Raw genomic sequence first — 20584 nt, 5'->3', positions numbered from 1 at the left:
TACAAAATTGTAATTTTTTGTTTATAAAATGGAAATAAACTGATTTTGAATGTAAAATCATCATTTTACTAATGATAGTTCGAGAACCAAAGCGACTAAATCCCCTTAATAATTTTTAAGAAAGTAGTTATTAGTGACTACTTTTTTTTAACACGCAAATAATTTGAAGTGCTAAAACAGAATATAGTATCATTTTTGTAAAAGGTTGTAAAATTACCTTGTTTCTACTAATTTTTGCATGTAGGATTAAGACAGAAAGAGGGGAATAATACTTGAAAATAAAAATACTATTCGTATTTATGCTGCTAGCCATTGGTTTTAGTACACAAGACGCATTAGCCGCTGGAAATCCGACTATTATAATTGACCCTGGGCATGGTGGGAAATATGGAGGTACAGCCGGTTATTCAGGAAACTCAACCGGTTATTACGAAAAGCACGCCAATATGGAAGTCTCTAACCGCTTGCAAACCGAATTACAAAAATTGGGCTTCCAAGTTAAAATGACCCGCAGCACCGACACGGCATTCAATACGACTTCATCGAATAATGACTTGATTTCGCGGATGAACGTAGCCAATAACATGGCTGTAGGCAATAATGACAATAGTGTCTTTATCTCAGTCCACCACAACGCCACGAGCTCACCTACTTACGGAGGATACGAAACGTATTATTTTAATAAAAATTATATCGATAGCAGCTATCCGCCAGATAAAATGCAGATCCATTACTCCCCTGAAAGTGAGCGTCTGGCAAACCTGACGCATAATTCCGTAATTTCATCAGGCGTGAAAGAAGGACGCGGGATTGTACCTTACAGTTTGTATGTAACACGCAATGCACAAATGCCCGCAGTTCTCTTGGAAGTTGGATATATGTCCAATCCGGTTGAAGAAAGAATGATCAAAACGGCAACATTCCAGCAAAAAGTCGCAGCTCAAGTTGCGAAAGGCGTCAATACATTCTTTGATGTCTACGTGGTCAACGACGCAAATGGCAAAGTTGTAAAGACTTACGTTTCGAAAACAGATGCCTTGAATTACTCTAAAACATTGTCAGGAAGTTATGTAACTTATAAAAAGACCGGCGCTGTCCAAACTACTGCAACAACCCCGACGCCAGTTCCAGTTGCAAAACCGAAAATTTACGGTGTTTATCACACAGCAGTGAAAATTGATAACAATATGTTCGCAACGCAGCAGGAAGCGGTGAACTACGCTGCGCAATGGAAAAATACGCGCGTAGTCCACACTACAACAAAAAATATTGTATGGTCGAATTACTTGCCGCTTAAATTCACAGTGCTGGACGGAAGCGACAAAGAAGTGAAAAAATTCTACCAAGAAGACCAAGCAACGGCATATGCTCAGAAGATGGCCCAAGCTTCAGTCATCAATAACGGAACACAAGATATCCTATGGTCCAACTTCAAACGGAAAAACTTTGTCGTCCGTTCGAAAGATAAAGGAGACATGGTTGATTTTTACAATAGAGAACAAGCAAGAAGTTATGCTGCTCTATGGCCAAACACAACGGTCTTTGATATTTGGGCGCAAAAAGTGATTTACACAAACCCGAATACGAAAGCTTATAGTTATAGCCCAGTAGAGGTTCAAGGCAAAGATCGCATTGCTACTGCAATCGCAGTTTCCAAGCAATTGTATCCAACCGGTTTTGCCAGCACGAAAACGCAAAAAACGGTCGTGCTTGCAACTTCACATCAATATGCGGATGCATTGTCTGCCGGACCTCTTGCTGCACATTACGGCAATGCGCCGGTACTTTTGAACAAACCTGCTGCTTTAGCATTGAGTGTAGAAGCAGAACTTAGGCGCCTGAAAGCGAACCATGTCATATTAGTTGGCGGTACATCTGCATTGACGCCAGCCATTGAAAGCAAACTGAAAGGCATAGGAATTAGAACTGAACGCCTTTCAGGAGCTGACAGATACGAAACAAATGCGAAGATCAATACTAAAATGCCAAATACTGCCGGCGTCTTTGTTACCAGCGGCAGCAACTTCCCGGATGCTTTGACAGCGGCGAGTGCAGCGGTCGTGAAAAATTGGCCGATCGTCCTGGTCAATGAAAACAAGCCGACGCCAGCCCGGTTGAACAACGCATTCGGAGATGACATTGTCATCATCGGCGGTACAGGAAGTGTGCCAACTAGCATCGAAACAACGGTAGGCAAATTGGTCGGTACTGATAAAGTACTCCGCTTGTCCGGCCCGACGCGCTACGAAACGTCAACAGCTGTTTTGAATCATTACAGCGATGAATTCATCTCGAGCAGCATGATCGTATCCAGTGGAACGAATTATCCGGATGCACTTGTGTCGTCAGCATTGACGAAGCGATTTAACGCTCCGCTATTCCTGGTCCCTAATGCCAATATGCCGACTGAATTGACAAATACCTTAAAAGCGAACAGTACAGAAAAACTAATCAACCGCATTTATTATGTCGGAGGCACTGTACCTGATCAATTGAGAGCAACAGTCAACGCAATGCAAAAATAATGAGGTGGGTTAAACATGAAAAAACTTAGTGGATTAGTAATTGCTGCGTTAATGCTTAGCGGATGTGGCACCGCGGTTAAAGAAAATACTGAAGAAAACGTTAACGGCACCGGTTCTGAAAACAACGCCCCAGCTGCTGAAGTAGAGGCTGTTGATCCAGCAGGCATTAAAGTGTATATGCCCACTGAAGGATTAGTGAAAAAATTCCAAGTCGATTCTTTCGAAGTGGTCCGTGAAACACAGGAAGTCCAAGAAAACAAAGTCTTGGAAGTCATTTCTTTCGGGGATGTAAAAACCGTTCAGATCACAGAATGGACAGAAGGCGGCATGGAAATGCTGCTTGAAACTTCTGAACTATCGGGCGTACAAGATATTTCCCTCAAAGGATTGGTTCCAATGGAATCGCCAGTCAGCGTGATCAACGAAGCGAACCAAGCGGAAGGCGAATGGCAAATTACTGAGACTGCAGGAACATTGGAAACACCAGCAGGCACTTTTGAAGATGTCCTAGTCATCACGCAGACATTGAAATCAGAAAGCTCTGAGCAAGTAACGTCAATCTCGAACTCTTATGCACCGTCTCTTGGATTGATCCAAGAATCGACAACGATTACGAATGGTGAAAATGTTCAAGAGTCGAAGATGGAACTTGTCAGCTACGAGTAATTTCAAGAAGCAGTAAATTGAAAAAGCAGCTAATGGATGCCCATTAGCTGCTTTTTTTGTGCTTGAAAGCTCTAAGAAAACCAATCTATACATAGACTTTTCTCCCATCCGCTTGGCAATCTCTGCCTCTTTTATATAAAGAAAAATACAAATTTGAAATAATGGAAATTATTTTCAAAAAATATTGACTTAAATGTAAGACTATTGTTACAATTCTGTGAGTGGGGAAAAACATACATAATTAAGGTAATATATGTCTAATTTCTCCATTAAGAAATTTAGGGGAGGCACCAAAGTGGAGAATATTTCTAAAAAGTGGAGAAAGTATGCATCGTTAGCAATGATGGCGGGATTGATCGCTAGCAACGGCGCTATGACAGCAAGTGCGGCAACAGGACAAGGTTCAACAGTTTCTGATAAGGATGCCCAAGCGATCAACGTTTTATCGAATGAGAAAGCTGAACTAGTCAAAGGCCTTGCGACGAAACAGAAAACTGATCTTCCAGGAGTTAAAGCGCTTACACCTAACCAAGAAGTCCGTATTATTGTAGAAGTCGAAGGGAAAGCAGGAGTAGAAGTTGCTTCAGCGAAAGGCGTTCAATACAAAGACCTATCTTCAACTGAAAAAACAAAAATTGATACTCAATTAAAGAAAACACATACATCTGTTAAGCAAACGATTTCTTCTCAAGGCGTATCCTTGAATTCGCAATTTGAATACACAACAACTTTCAACGGTTTCAGTGGAATCGTGAAATACAGCGAAGTTGAAAAGATCAAAAACCTCCCAGGCGTAAAAAATGTTTATTTGTCCAATGAATACGACAAGCCGGATGTAAAACCGGATATGACGACAAGCCATGATTTTGTGCAGTCTCGCCAAGTATGGGCTGATAGCAAGCTTAAAGGCGAAGGTATGGTCGTAGCGGTCATCGATTCCGGAATCGATCCGACTCACCGTGATTTCAATATTACAGACGAGTCCAAAGTCGATTTAACGAAAGATGGCGTTGCGAGCGCAATTGCCGCTAACGGATTAAAAGGCGCTTACCATAACGCGAAAGTTCCTTATGCATATAACTATTACGATAAAAACGATATTGTCGGTGATATTTCACCTGGCGCATCTATGCACGGCATGCACGTTGCCGGAACAGTCGGAGCGAATGGCGACGAGTTGAATGGCGGCATTAAAGGCGTTGCACCTGAATCCCAATTGCTGGGCATGAAAGTTTTCAGCAACGATGTCAACTTCCCATCTACATTCTCTGATATCTACTTGGCAGCAATCGATGACGCGGTGAAATTAGGCGCGGATGTATTGAACATGAGTTTAGGTTCAACTTCTTCGTTCTATGAAGAAGACAGCGCGGAAGACAAAGCGATTTCCAATGCGGTAGCAAACGGAATTGTGGCTTCAGTTTCTGCAGGTAACTCAGGAACAATCGGCTACGGATTCGACTCGCCGCATTACGACAACCCGGATTACGGCCTAGTCGGCTCGCCTGGATTGAATAAAGATACGATCCAAGTAGCTGCAACAGGAAACATGGTAAACGAATTTACGCATGAAGTCGACTTCGGCGATTTCTCAGTTGAAGGATTTGGCGTAGATGACTGGACAAAACTTGGTGCAGTTGAAGTTGTTTCGTTGAAAGCATTGTCTGGAAACCAAAGTGCATTAGGCGGACCTGACGATTACAAAGGAATCGATGTAACAGGCAAAGTAGTAGTCGTGGAACGCGGCGCATATACTTTCGTTGATAAAACGAATAACGCGGCGGCAGCTGGCGCAGCTGGAATCATCGTTTATAACAGCACGAGCCCTGTGTTCTATAAAGACCAAGGCGGCTGGGATATTCCATTCATGAAAACCACTCGCGAAGATGGGCTTGAATTGGAAGCGGCTCTTTCTGCTGGTGTAGAAATTCCTGGTGATGTAACTCAAACTGGAGCTTTAGAAGGTCCTGAAGTTGGGCGTGCAACTGACTTTACTTCATGGGGCGTTACACCGGATCTTGAGTTCAAACCTGAATTATCAGCTCCGGGCGGAAACATCTACTCAACGCTTGAAGGCGATAAATACGGCGTAATGAGCGGAACGTCAATGGCAGCACCGCACGTATCAGGTGGAGCTGCATTGGTTCAGCAATACTTGAAAGCGGACGCTAAATTCAGTTCTTATTCAATTGAAGAACGCACGCGCCTTGCTAAAAAGTTAATGTTGAATACAGCTGACATCACATTTGGCTTAGACGGAGACACCATTTCACCACGCCGCCAAGGAGCTGGAATGATGCAGCTTCACGCAGCAGTTTCCACTCCAGTCGTTGTCGTTGAAAAATCGACGAACGAAGCCAAAGTAAACGTTAAAGACTTTACTGAGGATTCATTCACATTTTCATTAACTGCAGAAAACTTGACGGACAAAGCGGCAAGCTATTCAGTTGATACATCTGTCTTGGTGGATATGTTCAAAGAAACAGCAAGCGATGTTAAATACAATCTATTGAAATCAGGCAAGCTTGAAGGCGCTAAAGTAACTGCTCCTGAAAAAGTTGTTGTACCAGCAAATGGCACGGCCGATGTCACGGTAACAATCGATATCAGCAACGGCCAAGTTCCTGGACTTGATGCAGCCGGCAAAACAATTTTGAAAGACCTTGAGCAAGACGTATTTGTTGAAGGCTTCGTAAAATTAGTCGCTGAAGATACAGTAAATCCTGATTTGGTTGTTCCTTACATCAGCTTCTACGGCGAATGGGACCGTCCAGAAATATTGGATGCTTTCGGCCCAGCTGAAAAAGAAGAAACGAAATTCTATGATTACTTCTTCAAAGGATATGGGGTTACATCAGATGCTGACGATGGCGTTAACTACTTGGATCTAGTTGAAGTTGACGGGAAGTTGGTTTACCCAGTCTCGCCAAACGGAGATACAATTTTTGATAACATCAACGCAAATCCGACATTCCTGCGCAATGCAAAAGTGCTTGAAACGAATATCTTGGATGCTGAGGGCAATAAGTTGAGAACGGTCAATATCGAAAATGACGTTCGCAAAGACTATTACGACGGCGGTACAGGTACTATTATCAACTATAACCCAGCGCGTGCATGGGATGGCAAAGTCAGTGGGCAAACTGTAAAAGACGGTTTGTACCAATATGAATACGCTGCGAAAGTGGATTATGAAGATGCTGAATGGCAAAGCAAGCAACTGCCAGTTTATGTGGATACAGTTGCTCCAACAGGAACAGCAACATTGAACGATGACAAAAACACGCTTGAAGTAAGCTTTAATGATGAAGGTGTAGGCGCTGACGTTTACACAGTTAAACTTGATGGAAAATCTTTGGGCAAAACATTCAAAGCATCTGAAACTTCAATTGACTTAGACCAATTCAATTTGAATTCAAGTCAAATCAGCTTAGTTGAAGTCGAAGTTGTCGATCACGCTTTCAACAGCGCTGTATTAAGAACGAACATGGATGATACGACAAAACCAGTCATTTATGTAGACGATAACGGACCAGCTGCATTAGGCTTGTTCAACACTACGACTATTCCGGTTAAAGGCTATGTGGTAGAAGAATACCTTGACAAGTTGACAGTAAATGGAAAAGAAATCGCTACTACGTACACAGCTGGCAAAGGCTATGAATTCAATTCAACAATTGAAGTGTCTGGAAGCGGCAAGCACGATGTGAAATTTGAAGCAACAGACTATAACGGAAACGTTGTTTCAATTATCCGTCCAATCTTTGTCGATACAGTTAATCCAACAATCGGGACAACAGCTCCAACAGTTGTTGACAACGACCAAAAAACAGCGAAATTCGACATTACAGTAAAAGATAACTTCAACATGATCAAACTTACTATTAATGGCGATGTTCTTTATGCGCAAGATGTCTTTGACGAAATCAAATTAGCGACACCAATCAGCAAAGTCGTTGAAGCCCAAGTTGATTTGGAGCCAGGCATCAACAAATTCACGGTAGTAGTGGAAGATGGAGCCGGCAACAAAGTGACGAAAGAATTGACGATCGAGCGAGCTGAAAACGAGTTGCGCGCTGAACGTATTGCAGGGGCAGACCGTTATGCTACTTCAGTGAAATTGAGCAAAGAAGGCTGGGATTCTTCTAAAGTGGTCGTTCTGGCACGTGGAGACCATTATGCTGATGCTCTAGCAGGAGTGCCGTTAGCTAAGAAATACGACGCGCCATTGCTGTTGTCACGCACGAAAGCTCTTCCAGGCACAACGTATGACGAAATCAAACGATTGGGCGCTGAGAAAGTTTACATCCTTGGGGGCACTGGAGCGATTTCAGATGCAATCGTCAAAGAATTGGAAGGCGATGGAATTGACGTTGAACGCTTAAGCGGTGCTGACCGTTACGAAACTGCTGCGAAAATCGCTGGCAAATTCGATACAGCTAAATCAGCAGTCGTTGTAAACGGACAGAACTTCCCGGATGCATTGAGCGTAGCAAGCTATGCTGGATCTGAAGGAATGCCGATCTTGTTAAGCCGTGAAAACGCAGTGCCATTTGCTACGAAAGCTGCTTTAACAAAACTTGGTACTGAAAACACACTTGTCATCGGCGGAACGGGCGCAATCAGCAGAAAAGCATTTAACCAATTGCCGACTCCGTTGCGCATCAAAGGCGCTGACCGTTATGAAACTTCATTGGAAGTTGCTAAATATTTCGGCAGCACATCTGATACGATCTACGTAGCGACAGGTTCATCGTTTGCCGATGCGTTGGCTGGCGGAGCATTAGCTGCCAAGCAAAACACAGGCGTTTACTTGGTAGGGAAATCAGTATCTTATGAGCTAGGCGCATACTTGGAAGAAAGCGGCGTAGAATTCGCAAAAGTAATCGGCGGATCGGGCGTAGTTTCTGACAATGTTGTTGAAGAGCTAGACGAAATCTTGAAAAGCGAATAATTGAAGAAGGCTAGAAGCGCTGAGCTTCTAGCTTTTTTTATGTGAAAGCAGTCGATACTCCACTCCACTGAGCGAAATGCAATCTGATTATTGGATTGGGGAGTAGGTATATGCATTATCAAGCATTATTTTTCCGCTAACCGGAATTAGCCAGAACTTGTCCAGCATTAGACGAGATTCAGGGCGCGCTAGCCAAAAGTTAACACACACTATCTCGATTTTATCCGGCATTAGCAGAAAAGAGATCTCTTTTCGATCAAAGTGCAAGAGCGGAATATCGAAGATGCCGCTCTACAAATCCAACTTTTTATCATAAACCCATTGCTATTTAACCAGAAAAACTAAGTTTCCCGACTAGTTTTAAAATTTTTAATAAAAATATAAAAATTTCCAAAAAAATTAAATAATTTACACTATATTAATAATAGATATTGTATTATGAATAGTAGGAAGAATGACCTTATTCGTAACAATGAGTCAAAAGGTCTAAGGTGTTAGCCTAAAAAATGAGTGGGATGGTGTAGGAATGCCGAAAAAGATTTTTACTTCAGTAATGGCGGCTGCGTTGACGGTAACAATTGTAGGGGTGCAAGAAACAACTATGGAAGCAGCTACAGGTGATTTTAACCTAACAATCATGCACACGAACGACACGCACGCTAATCTGGATAACATTGCCAAAAGAGTAACTCTGGTAAATGAAGTCCGGGAAGAAAATCCGAATAACCTATTATTGGATGCAGGAGACGTTTTCTCTGGTACTCTTTATTTCAATGAGTACGAAGGACAAGCGGATCTACCTTTCATGAACTTGATGAAATACGATGCAATGACTTTCGGAAACCACGAATTTGACCTTGGCTCAAGTGCAAACGGACATGAATCGCTTTCGAAGTTCGTTTCGGGCGCTGAGTTTCCATTCGTATCAGCTAACGTTGATTTTTCAGCAGATGCTGATTTAGCACCTCTTGAAATCGACAGTTACACGGATGCAGCGGCAGATGGTGAGATTTATGAAGGGATCATCAAAGAGATTGATGGAGAAAAAGTCGGGATTTTCGGTTTGACTACTGAAGAAACAGCGACGATTTCAAGCGCAAACAGCGTAGTATTTACGGATTATATCGAATCTGCTAAAGATGCGGTAGCGGCTTTTGAAGCGCAGGACGTAGACAAAATCATCGCTTTGACGCATATCGGCTTTGATGACAATGCAAATGTCGACAACGATAAAGAATTAGCAAATGCCGTCCCGGCAATTGATGTTATTGTAGGCGGACACACACATAGCAAACTTGAAGAGCCAGTGAAAATTGGCAAAACTATCATTGTACAAGGCGAACAATACAATAACTTCTTAGGCAAACTGGATGTAACATTCGATGCAGCCGGAGAAGTGACAGCTTATGAAGGCGAATTGCTGCCAGTAGCTGCTGCAATTGAAGACCCAGAAGCAAAAGAATTATTAGCTCCCTATAAAGCCGCAATCGAAGAAGTGAAAAATGAAGAAATCGGTGTTGCTTTAGAAGACGGATTGAACGGTGACCGTGCTTCTGTGCGAGTTGGCGAAACCGATCTTGGCAACTTGATCACGGATGGCATGTTGGCAGCGGCAAAGGAAATTGATCCTGAAACTACAATCGCTTTGACGAATGGCGGCGGAATTCGTGCATCACTTAATGCTGGCCCGATTACAAAAGGCGAAGTCCTTACGATGATGCCTTTCGGAAACTCGTTGGCAATTATGGAATTGACTGGCGCAGAACTTCGCGAAGCGTTAGAGCTAAGTGTTAAAGACTTCCCATTGCAAAGCGGAGGATTCCTTCATTTCTCAGGATTGTTCTATAATTACGATGCAAAAGCTCCTGTAGGAGACCGTGTTGCAACTGTGTTCACACAAGAAGCAGACGGCGGCTACGTGGATTTGGAAGATGCAGCAACTTATAAAGTAGCAACGAACACGTTCACTGCTAAAGGCGGCGACGGCTATGGCGTATTCAAAGAAGTTTATGAAGACGGCCGTGTACAAGAGCCGGGCAACGTCGACTACCAAATGTTCCTTAACCATGTCACTGCAACTAATGCAAATGAAGCAGGCGACGAAGACCGCATCAACCAAGTACGCTTTTCAGGCTTGGATCGCTATGAAACAGCTGTCGCTGTATCGAAAGAAGGATGGAGCTCGGCAGATACAGTTGTTATCGCACGCGGCGACCACTTCGCGGATGCATTGACGGCAACGCCATTGGCTTATCAGCAAGATGCACCGATTTTATTGACACGTTCAGGTAAATTGAGCGAAGCTGTAAAAGCTGAAATTGCCCGCCTTGGCGCAACAGAAGCGATTATTTTAGGCGGCACTGGAGCGGTTTCAACAAATGTTGAAGCGGAATTGGAAGCTGCTGGTGTAGGTACTTACCGTGTTGGTGGTAAGGATCGCTATGAAACAGCTGCAAATGTTGCATTTGAATTAGGCAACGATACAGGAGAAGCCGTAGTTGTTAGCGGCTTGAACTTCCCGGATGCTTTGTCCGCTAGTTCGTTTGCGGCTTTAAGCGAATTGCCAATCTTGTTGACTCGCCCTGACGCCATTCCTGCTGCAACACAAGCAGCTCTTAAAGACGTTACAAATACGTTGATCATTGGTGGCAAAGGAGCTGTTTCAACGAAAGTTGAAGGCCAATTGCCAGCAGCTGACCGCATCAGCGGCGTTGATCGCTATGCGACTTCAGCAGCAGTTGCAGAAGAGCTTTTCGCAGGATCGGCTATAGGCTTTGCAGCTAACGGTGCCGGCTTTGCCGATGCATTGACAGGCAGTAATTACGCAGCAACTTACGAAGCTCCAATGCTTCTTGTTAAGACGGACTCTGTGGCTCCAGCGATTGATGAGCTGGCTTTCACGTATAACACAATTTTCATTACAGGCGGTGCGTCAGTAGTATCACCTGCAGTCGTTAAGGAATTGCACCAAGACTAATAAAACACAGGGCTGCCGAGAATCTCTCGGCAGCCTTTTCTTTTGGAGTTTCATGGTTAACAGGCAGTAGTTCGGCGATAACAAATGTTAGGTTTGGGTTATCATGCATTGCACGAGTTTCATCACCCAATGGCTGATATTTAACAGGGACTGTTTCGATTTTATCCGATATTAGCAATACATCCACTCCCACAAACAGAAAACCCGGCTGTCCATTGGACGGCCGGGTTTTTGGATTAATAGGAATCGACGTCGGATTGGGACAAGTGCCAGTTGGCGATGTGTCCGGCATCGACTTTGGTGGTGAATGATTTGACGATGAAAGGCATGGGACTGTTTAGGTGGTAAAAGCCGGCTTTTTTCAAAGCGGCATAGCGTTCGCTGTCTTTGACGGCCCAGATGTTCATGGCGTCGGCGGCAGAGTTTGCGCGGATGGAACGGATCATGGCAGCTAATTGCTCGCTGTCGTTCGGCCCCCAGATGTCGACGATGGTTTCGAACGACACACCGTTTTCAGCTGTTTCGGTGTGAAGCACCGCATAGCCGCGATCTTCGCCCGCAGCGTTCAGCGCAACGATTTGATAGTCTTTGCCGGGGTGGTCCATAAAGCGGCGTACGACGTAATCGCTGCCGCGTTTCGCGTGCAAGGGATAGGACGCGGCATGGCGTTCATATAGCTCATCAATGACGTGCAGGTCGGCTGCGCCGAGTGTCCGCAAGCTGTAAGGGGTTTTTTTGCGGCGCAATGTCCCGAACAGTCCATTGATCGGTTTTTTCAAAAATGACAGCGCGGAAATTTTAGCGCTGAGCAAGCTTCCGGGTTTATTGACGGCTAAAAACCTTGGGACGTTGCCGAGGTCGTCGGCTTTTGCGACAGACAGGAAAACGTCTTTCGCTTTAGGAGCGGGAAAGCCATACAAGATATCGATGTTTGCTGCCGCGCATTCTTCAAGCATGCGAAACACGATGTTTTTGTAGATGCCTTGCCCTTGGAAATCAGGGTCAACCATGATGTCGACGCGCTCTGCTAGCAAAAGTGTTTGGCCTTGGTGAAACGCATTGATTTGGAGGCAAGCGGCATGGCCGACGATCCGGCCCGCTTGTTCTGCGACAATGATAATGGCGGGAGGGGAAGAAAAGCGTTGAAACTTCCATTCCCATTCCGCGAAGCTGCGGCTTTTTCCAAAAACGCGTTCGTACAATGCATTGATGTTATCAGCGTCGCCTTCTTGGTAAAGGCGGATCATAAAGTACCACCGGTGATTTTTCCGAGGTCCTCCCGGCGCGAAGCAGCGGCCAGCAAGACAAAGAAAGAAAGTGTGAAAATATCCGATTCCCATAAGTTATAGACAAGGCCCATAAAGTAGGCGCCCAGCAAGAAGCTGATGGTAATGGTGTAAATATAGCTTTCTTTATGCTTTTTAAAGAAACGCACGAGTATCGATAACAGGAAGACCGCAAAAGCGATTACGCCCAGTACACCCGTTTGTACGATGATTTGAATGTATTGATTGTCTGAATAAAAGTTATGGCCGATTCCGTATTCCCGGTAAAGCGGAGACGAACTGGACAACGTGGTCGAATCGCCGAATGTTGCAAAGCCGGTACCGATGACCGGATGATCCATAAACACTTCAAAGCCTTTTTTTACGATGAAGATCCGGCCGGAGCTTTGGCTGCCGGTGACGGTATCTTCACTGAATGTGCTGCCGATGCGGTCCGAGAATCCGGACTCGCCGCCAACATCGAATTGCTGGATGTTGCTGACTTTTTCAGCGCCGATATCGGTGCTTTCAATGACGTTTGTCAGCAAGTTCATCGGCATAACAACAAATAGCAAAGCGAATGCGACGTATTTGACCATATCAAAGCCGATTTTCCATTTGCGTGTCATAAGGACGAATGCAATGGCAGCGATCAAGAAGCCGCCCCATGTGCCGCGGGAATAGGTCAAGATCAAGATGCCGATGATCAAGACATTCAAAATCTCCATATAAAGCGGTCTGAATTCGCTGAGCTTTTGCTTAGCTGTGTAAAATAGGACGAACGCAAAAGCCAAGTAAATGCCCAAAACGTTCGGGTTGCCAAGCATTCCGTAGATACGGACGCGGTTTTTCGCTGACAACGCCATTGCCTGCCAGCTTTCCGGCAAGAATAAATTCCGGATTGACAGTTTTTCAGTGATCGCTTGAAGCAAAACCAAAATCGAGGTCCAGATGAAAATCCACACTAAATTGACGAGGTCTTTGCGGCTGATTTGCAGACGGTAGACAATGTAATACACCAAGTAGAAGATGGTGAACGACCGCAATTGTTGGATGATGTTGACGATATTGATGCCTGTGATCAAAGCCGACACAGCCCCGATTGCCAAAAAGGCGAAAAACGCATATTCAAAAATTTTGAATTTAAAGAGGCTAGACAATGATTTGCGGTTCATCCAGAACACTTTGAACAAAGCACCGAAGACCAAAGCATCTGTAACAAACGACAGCCCCGGATTGTATTCGATGATAAAAACGCGGATCGGGATATAGACAAACAGCATAAGTATACCGTTTTTAGGGTTGTAGAATGAGTAAGCAAATAATAGGACGGTCAGCACGTAGCCGATCAAAGGGATTTGAGTATAGCCGATGAGCATGAATGCCACCAAAGACACCAGCCAAAACCATTTTTCATTTTCGTTCTTTATAAAGTTCATGATTTCCTCCAAATACGTAAATGATTAGCGGCTTTGGTAAAAAGCCTTTTTTAACTTGATGTTTTTGAAAATAGCCCACCACAGCGTAACCACGCGGTTTGCTTGTTTGAAATGCTTGCCGTAATCGCGATCTTGTTTTTTCAAATTGTCCGCAGCTTGTATAAACGCCTCGGGAACATTTTCCACAAAAGTTTCAACGTACTTGACGCGGGCATCGGACTGTAACGAAGTTTTGATGGCGGCCAGCGCCAAAAATCCGTCAAAGGCGATTACTTGCGATTTGAATGCCGTGGTTGCTTGTTTCTTCACTTCAAATTCAGCCGTAATGTCTATTATACAATTAATTTCCTCCGGAGGAACAGGGCAGTTAATCTCATATTCCCTAATTAAGGAAGGTTTATGTACCGAATTTTTCAAAGCATCTGCCACAAGGTGAGCGGTAAAGACATGATCGGGATGTGCGTCGATCAGACTCGGCACATAGACAGTTTCCGGTTTGACCGAATCGATCAGTTTTTTGAATTCATCGGAAGACTCGACTTGGTTCATCACGCTGTCTGGATATTCCATATAAATTATAGAGGAAAAGCCTAACAGGTCTTGAATCGACACCAGTTCGCTTTTGCGGATGTCAGCCAAACTTTGTCCGCTGCCGCTGGTGGTGTTGCTTTTATTGCCATCGGTGATGACGGCAATATAGACTTCAGTGCCGTTTGTGGCGTATTTCCGGATCGTCCCGCCAAGGCCGATGGTTTCATCGTCGATATGCGGTGCGAAAATCAGGACGCTGCGCGCCTGTTCGAGCGGCGTCACAGCTTTATCGGACTTGTAAAACTTTTTCAGCGATGCCTTGATGGCAGGCGCTAAAAGGGGAGTGGCGTTATTCATCAATGCCTGTTTCATAAAAGCGTAAACTCCTTATTTTTTCAATTTAGTCAAAAGAAAACGGGCAATGGCTGTGCGCAACGCCAAAATCGAAGCACCGTAGACAATCGCTCCGACAATCACGGTAATGGCGAAGCGGATGTAAACATTGAAATCACTGACGAACAGATCCGTCAGCCACAGCGATGCCAGCATCAAGCCGGTAGCCGCGATGATTTTCGCTGCGTCTTTTAATAGGAAGGAAGTTTCAAGTTTGCCTTCTGTCCGGTTAAAGACAATCCAGTTCAGTGTGAAGTAAACAAGCGCCATAACTGAAGATGCCAGTGGGATAGCCAAATACGAATCCATCAATTCGATGAACAGGAAGTTCAGTGCAACGTTCAGCGCAATGGAGAACAAACTGATGCGCAAAATGACGTGGCCTTTCTTCTTCGCGTAAAATGCTTTGTTCAAGATGTTCTGTAAACTGAAAAACAGCACGGATCCTAAGTATAGATGTCCGACAGCAGCCGTTGCTTGCGTAGCATCCGCTGTGAAAGCACCGCGTTGGTAAACGATTTGGATCAAGTCTTCCATGAGCCACATCATACCCGCAACCGCCGGCAGTAAAACAAGAAGCGTCAACATCAAGCCGTACTCGATGCTCTTTTTAAACCCCGCTTGGTTGTTGGTGGAAATGGCCTTGGCTAAAATCGGAAAGACAATCGTACCGATCGTCACGCCGATGATCGCTTGCGGAAAATGAACGATATTCTTCGCGTAATTGATGTAGTTGATCGCTTCGCCGCTGAAACTGCCGGCGAAGATGTTATCAATCGTCAAGTTGACTTGTCCGACCATCACCGTAATCGCGACAGGGATGAAAATGATCGAGAACGGTTTGATCTCGCTCCAGTCAAGCCGCCCGATCACTTTATGGCTGTCTTTCGGAATAAACCAGAGGCGTTTAACGATATACGATAAAATGGATCCGGTTAAATAACCGAATGCCAGGGAATACGCACCAAAACGCTCTGCAAAGAATACAGCACCAAGGATTGTGCTGCCGATGACCAAAATTTGGGACACGACAGACAAGGAGAATTTATTCTCCGCATCGAGGTATGCTTCGTAAACAGCGTTCAACGAAACCATGAACACCGCAATAAAGAAAATGATCGACAAGCCGACGCTCAAGCTGATTGCTTCAGCATTCAGTTCCGGGAACATGACAGGAAGCAAGAACGGGCTTGCCAAGACGCCAATTACCGAAACAACAAAGCCAAGCAGCACGGTGCCCCGGATAATCTGGGAAAAATGGTGATGTCCCTTGCCGTCAGCGAGCGCATGGATATAACTTGGCACAAAAGCGTTCTTCATGCCGGTAGCAAAAAACAGGATAAATATATTCGGCAGCGTGAAAGCCGCAAAATAAGCCATTGCCTGATAAGAATCTCCGAAATAAAAAGCGATAATCATATCGCGCAGCAATCCGGATACTTTTAAGAATAAGGAAGTAATTACAAAAAGGATGCTGGTTATTGCAAGTTTTCTACCCACTACAAAATCCTACTTTCCAAATGATTTTCCAATTAATAGAACCCATAAGTTCTAATACACGGATTCTATCTTATCATGAATCTTTCTTTAATGACGTCTATTAAAGCAATAGGTTACGAAATGTTCACAACTATGTTAATGTAAGCGTTTTCAATATACTGGAAATCTGCCTGAAAAAATGTCAGTTCAAAAGATTCAGTTTATACCTTTATTTGTAACTAAGATAGTCTTATCGGGCAAATAAGTTAAACTTTTACAATACTTTAATAAATTACTCATCTTTAATCTTGTATACTTGCACTGTATGTTAATACTTTAATGGGGAGTGGAGCAATTTGACGAAAACCGCGTTAGGCAAGATTTTTTTGAGTCTTTTATTGGCCTTATCCGCAGCTTTGCCTTATATGGCAACTGCGACTGCCGCAGAACCGATTAGTGTGGCTGAAGCCATCGCAACAAATTCTGGAGCGGCAACGGTGAAAGGTTATATTGTCGGAGTAGTCATCAGCGGTACAAACTACGACCAAGAAGCACCGTTTACGGGAGCTACAAATGTAGGATTGGCGGATTCCCCGGATGAAACCGATCCAGCTAAAATTTTGCCGGTTCAGTTGCCGACGGGTGCTACCCGAGCAGGCATCAACTTGGTTGATAATCCTCAAAACTTCAAAGCGCAAGTAACAATTTCAGGAACACTTGGTGCATATTTCTCGGTACCGGGTCTGCGTTCTGCAAATGCATATACAATCTTGTCAGAAGGCGAAGCTCCGCCTGAACCAACTGCAGTCGACACGCTTGCTGAAGCACGCACAACACCAGGCGAACTGATCTCAGTTGAAGGCATTGTCACTACCGGAACTGGTTTCTGGGGCGGCAACGCGTTCTACGTCCAGGACGAAACTGCCGGCATTTATGTTTATACATCAAGCGCAACTGTAGCGCCTGGCGACAAAGTGCGCCTCGTGGGTACGGTATCCGAGTACTCCGGCGAACTGCAATTCCAGCCGAATACAATAGAAGTTCTTTCTAAAAACAATGAATTGCCAGCGACGCAGACAATTACTCCTGCTGGCGTTAATGAAGACACACAAGGCGAATCCATTGAACTTCGCAATGTCACGATCACTGGCCTTAAAGCAGTGAACGAATATGGTACGTTCGAATTCACGGCAATGCATGAAAACGGCGAAACCGTCGTGATCCGCAACGATAACCGCAACGGCTTGACCTATGAGCGTTTCCTTCAGCAATACAAAGAAGGCGAAGGGGTCCACGTTAGTGGCATCGCTTCTAAATTCAACGATTCGTACCAAGTGAAAACACTTGGCATCGAAAGCTTCGATTTGGTCAACAAACCAGCAGTTTATGCAGATGTCTTCCCAGGAGTCGTTTCTGAAGGTACAAAAATCACCCTTCAATCCGGCTGGGAAAATGCAGCAATCTATTACACGTTGGACGGTTCAACTCCAACCGCTGCAAGCACACCTTACACTGCACCGATCACTTTGACAGAAGATACGGCGATCAAAGCCATTGCAGTGGGCGCTGAAACGTCGGAAGCCTTCACATTTGAATACACAGTACTAAAAACAGCGGACTTGAAAATCCGTGACATCCAAGCGAAAAAGCATTTCACAAACTACGAAAACGTAGCGGTAAATGAAATCACAGGCGTCATCACGCATTTCTATAACGGCGCAAACTTTGTCATCCAAGATCCAAATGGCGACGGCGACTGGAAAACTTCTGAAGCCATCATCGTCAACCGCGCAAGCGCAAGCAGTTCATTCAAGGTCGGCGATGTGGTAACAGTTGCCGGGACAGTAGAAGAATGGTTTTATAAAGGCTATTCCGACATGAAAGACAACGATCTGCCACTGACACGCATCCGTTCGACGGAAGTGGTGAAAGACGGTACGGCTGAACTTCCCGCACCATTGGTTATCGGGGAAGACGTGTTCCCGCCGACTCAAAACATCGACGATGACGGATTGACAACGTTCGATCCGGAAAAAGACGGCGTTGATTTCTGGGAATCCCTGGAATTGATGCGCGTTGGCGTAAGTGACGCACAAATCGTCGGACCGCAGGATTACGGCGAAGTCTTTGTCGTATCGAAAACCGCGACAAACAACACGTTCCACAAACAGGGCGGCATCCTTCTTGCTGAAGATGATTACAACCCAGAACACATCACTGTAACAACTGGCGACAACGTTGTTGCCAAAGCAGGCGACACATTCGCTGAAATGCCAGTCGGCGTTCTAGGCTATGGCTTCGGAAACTACCAGATCTGGACAAATCCGGCTGAACTTCCAGCAATCCTAGATGGTGGAACTACTCGTGAACAAACATGGATCGAAAACGCAGACGACAAATTGACCGTCGCAGCATATAACGTCGAAAACTTCTCGGCTGACCCAAGCCACACAAGCGACGAAAAAGCGGCACGCATCGGCGAATCATTCGTCAACGACTTGAACTCACCGGACATCATCACGATGGTTGAAGTACAAGATACGGACGGCCCAACAGCATCAGGAAATTCTGACGCTACAGGAAGCTATGAGCGCCTGATTGCAGCAATCGAAGCGGCTGGCGGACCAACGTATGCGTGGACCGACATTGCACCTGAATACAACCAGGACGGCGGACAGCCTGGCGGAAACATTCGCGTCGGCTATTTGTACAACCCGGAACGCGTAACACTTTCTGAAGGAACAAAAGGCACAGCAACACAAGATACGGAATGGGTAGAAGGCGAATTGTCATTAAACCCAGGACGCATCCAACCGTTCGCAATGCCAAACACACGCAAGCCAGTAGCGGCACAATTCGAATTCCAAGGTGAGCAAGTGGTTGTCATCGGCGCCCACTTGAACTCGAAAGGCGGAGACCAAGGCTTATTCGGCCAAACGCAGCCTCCATTCCTTGGTTCGGTTGAAGAACGCATCAAATTGGCTACAGCGATCAACGAATTCGTTGCAGATGGGCTTGCACAAGACCCTGACCTGAACGTCATCGTTGCAGGCGACATGAACGATTTCGAATTCACACCAGCTCTTGACGCTCTAAAAGGCGACATCTTGACGAATAAAGTCGAAGATGTGCCATTAGATGACCGTTTCTCTTATTATTACCAAGGTAATTCACAAGTGCTTGACCACTTGTTGGTAACGAATAATTTGGCGGCCAATACCCAATTGGATATGGTCCACATCAACGCATTGTTCATGGAACAGCACGGACGTGCATCTGACCACGATCCATTATTGGCGCAAATCACATTCAAAGAGCCAGCAGTTCCTGGCGAGCAAGAAGCAGATCCTGACTTGTCAGGTGACGAAGCTGTTATCACAGCTGGTGAATTCAACGAAGCAGGCGAATTAACGATTGAATTCTCTGAAGGCACGATCGAAGCATTGCTCGAAAGCGGTAAAGATCTATTGATCGACTTGCCGACTGCTGATTTGACTTTGTCAGCAGCCAACCTACAGCAAATCGCAGCAGCAGCTGGCGAAGGCTTTAATCTCGACTTCGCAGTTGAAGATGCGGCAACAGTAGACAGCCGCCCAGCATTAGCGCAGCAATTTAATATCGCCATCACGGACGCTGAAGGCAATGAAATTCCTGTCAAATTCACGTCAAGCGTTGAACTGGCATTCGACACGGACAGCAGCATCAAAGTCCAATTCGGTGCACGCGAAGACGCACAAGGCAAATGGAAAATCATCCAAGGCGAATTGAACGGCTCAACGTTCGCGCTAAGCATCAACGAACTAGGCAATTACACAGTCGTCACGAACAAAGGGCAAGCGAAGAAATAACAGCCTGTAGAAAGATCCGAAGCGCCGACGCGCTTCGGATCTTTTTTTTGGGTTGTGAAGGATTTGTTGGTTGAAAGGGGTTTCTGCGCCGTTAACATGATCTAGTAAGAGGTTAACAAGAAGTGCTGTAGATTCAACATGAACTAGTGAGACGTTAACATGAACTGTCTGGAGCTTAACCGGCACTAGCGGTGGAGAGTCTCTCTATGATCCAAGTTCAAGCTCGTAAATGGAAAAGCCGTCCGCCTGGGCGAGCGGTTCCTTACGTGCACTTAAGCATTTCGCCCAGGCGAAATGCATCCATCTTCAATTTTGGGAATAAGAAATCATAATGTAATCGTTTTTCCACCAGCGTTATCAGTGGATAGCAAGAGTTTAACCCGTGTTGCTGAAATTTTATCTTTTGTTAGCTATGAAGCGTTTTTTTTAAACAGATTCACCCCTAAAAACTGTGCGTTTTCTGCATTTCCAACAGAAAAAGCCGCCAAACGGTGCATTTATAGCCTC

General features: G+C 45.0%; 9 protein-coding genes. 5 read left to right on the top strand and 4 right to left on the bottom strand.

Annotated features, from left to right (window positions below; genetic code table 11):
• Positions 1-272: 272 nt before the first annotated feature.
• The 4 genes from AC4EHB_RS07215 to AC4EHB_RS07200 all read left to right on the top strand — a co-directional run bounded on the left by AC4EHB_RS07215 (position 273) and on the right by AC4EHB_RS07200 (position 11122).
• Entirely contained in the window at positions 273-2525 is a 2253-nt protein-coding gene (locus AC4EHB_RS07215; protein ID WP_490974893.1) for a cell wall-binding repeat-containing protein, read from the top strand.
• A 15-nt stretch (positions 2526-2540) separates the two neighbouring features.
• Entirely contained in the window at positions 2541-3191 is a 651-nt protein-coding gene (locus tag AC4EHB_RS07210) for a hypothetical protein (protein ID WP_490974892.1), read from the top strand.
• A 295-nt stretch (positions 3192-3486) separates the two neighbouring features.
• Positions 3487-8145, top strand: a complete 4659-nt coding sequence (locus tag AC4EHB_RS07205; protein ID WP_490981074.1) for a cell wall-binding repeat-containing protein — start codon at positions 3487-3489, stop codon at positions 8143-8145.
• A 526-nt stretch (positions 8146-8671) separates the two neighbouring features.
• Complete coding sequence (locus AC4EHB_RS07200; RefSeq protein ID WP_490981073.1) at positions 8672-11122, top strand: cell wall-binding repeat-containing protein; 2451 nt, start codon at positions 8672-8674, stop codon at positions 11120-11122.
• Between the two features lie 236 nt (positions 11123-11358).
• On the opposite strand, the gene AC4EHB_RS07195 is transcribed toward AC4EHB_RS07200, so the two are convergent.
• From AC4EHB_RS07195 to murJ, 4 genes are read right to left on the bottom strand one after another with little or no spacing between them, the layout of a single operon-like run.
• Complete coding sequence (locus tag AC4EHB_RS07195; protein WP_490981072.1) at positions 11359-12369, bottom strand: GNAT family N-acetyltransferase; 1011 nt, start codon at positions 12367-12369, stop codon at positions 11359-11361.
• Positions 12366-13826, bottom strand: coding sequence for an O-antigen ligase family protein (locus AC4EHB_RS07190; protein WP_490981071.1), 1461 nt, complete (start codon positions 13824-13826; stop codon positions 12366-12368). Before AC4EHB_RS07190 ends, AC4EHB_RS07195 begins: the two co-directional genes overlap by 4 nt.
• 24 nt (positions 13827-13850) lie before the next feature.
• The gene (locus tag AC4EHB_RS07185; RefSeq protein ID WP_490981070.1) at positions 13851-14729 is read right to left on the bottom strand and encodes a PIG-L deacetylase family protein; all 879 of its coding nucleotides are present in this window, start codon (positions 14727-14729) and stop codon (positions 13851-13853) included.
• Between the two features lie 15 nt (positions 14730-14744).
• Positions 14745-16250: a murein biosynthesis integral membrane protein MurJ gene (gene murJ / locus AC4EHB_RS07180; RefSeq protein WP_490981069.1), complete on the bottom strand. Its 1506-nt coding sequence runs from the start codon at positions 16248-16250 to the stop codon at positions 14745-14747.
• Between the two features lie 335 nt (positions 16251-16585).
• On the opposite strand from murJ, the gene AC4EHB_RS07175 reads away from it, so the two are divergent.
• On the top strand, positions 16586-20077 hold the full coding sequence (locus AC4EHB_RS07175; RefSeq protein ID WP_490981068.1) for a DUF8508 domain-containing protein: 3492 nt from the start codon (positions 16586-16588) through the stop codon (positions 20075-20077).
• The last annotated feature ends 507 nt before the right edge of the window (positions 20078-20584 follow it).

This window comes from Planococcus sp. TJ-302, from assembly GCF_058268455.1.
This window is presented reverse-complemented; position numbering and strand designations above follow the sequence as displayed.

Excerpts from the sequence above, each read along its gene's own strand:
- AC4EHB_RS07210 (WP_490974892.1), top strand. The coding sequence starts at position 2,541 with ATGAAAAAACTTAGTGGATTAGTAATTGCTGCGTTAATGCTTAGCGGA.
- AC4EHB_RS07200 (WP_490981073.1), top strand. The coding sequence starts at position 8,672 with ATGCCGAAAAAGATTTTTACTTCAGTAATGGCGGCTGCGTTGACGGTA.
- AC4EHB_RS07195 (WP_490981072.1), bottom strand. The coding sequence starts at position 12,369 with ATGATCCGCCTTTACCAAGAAGGCGACGCTGATAACATCAATGCATTG.
- AC4EHB_RS07190 (WP_490981071.1), bottom strand. The coding sequence starts at position 13,826 with ATGAACTTTATAAAGAACGAAAATGAAAAATGGTTTTGGCTGGTGTCT.
- AC4EHB_RS07185 (WP_490981070.1), bottom strand. The coding sequence starts at position 14,729 with ATGAAACAGGCATTGATGAATAACGCCACTCCCCTTTTAGCGCCTGCC.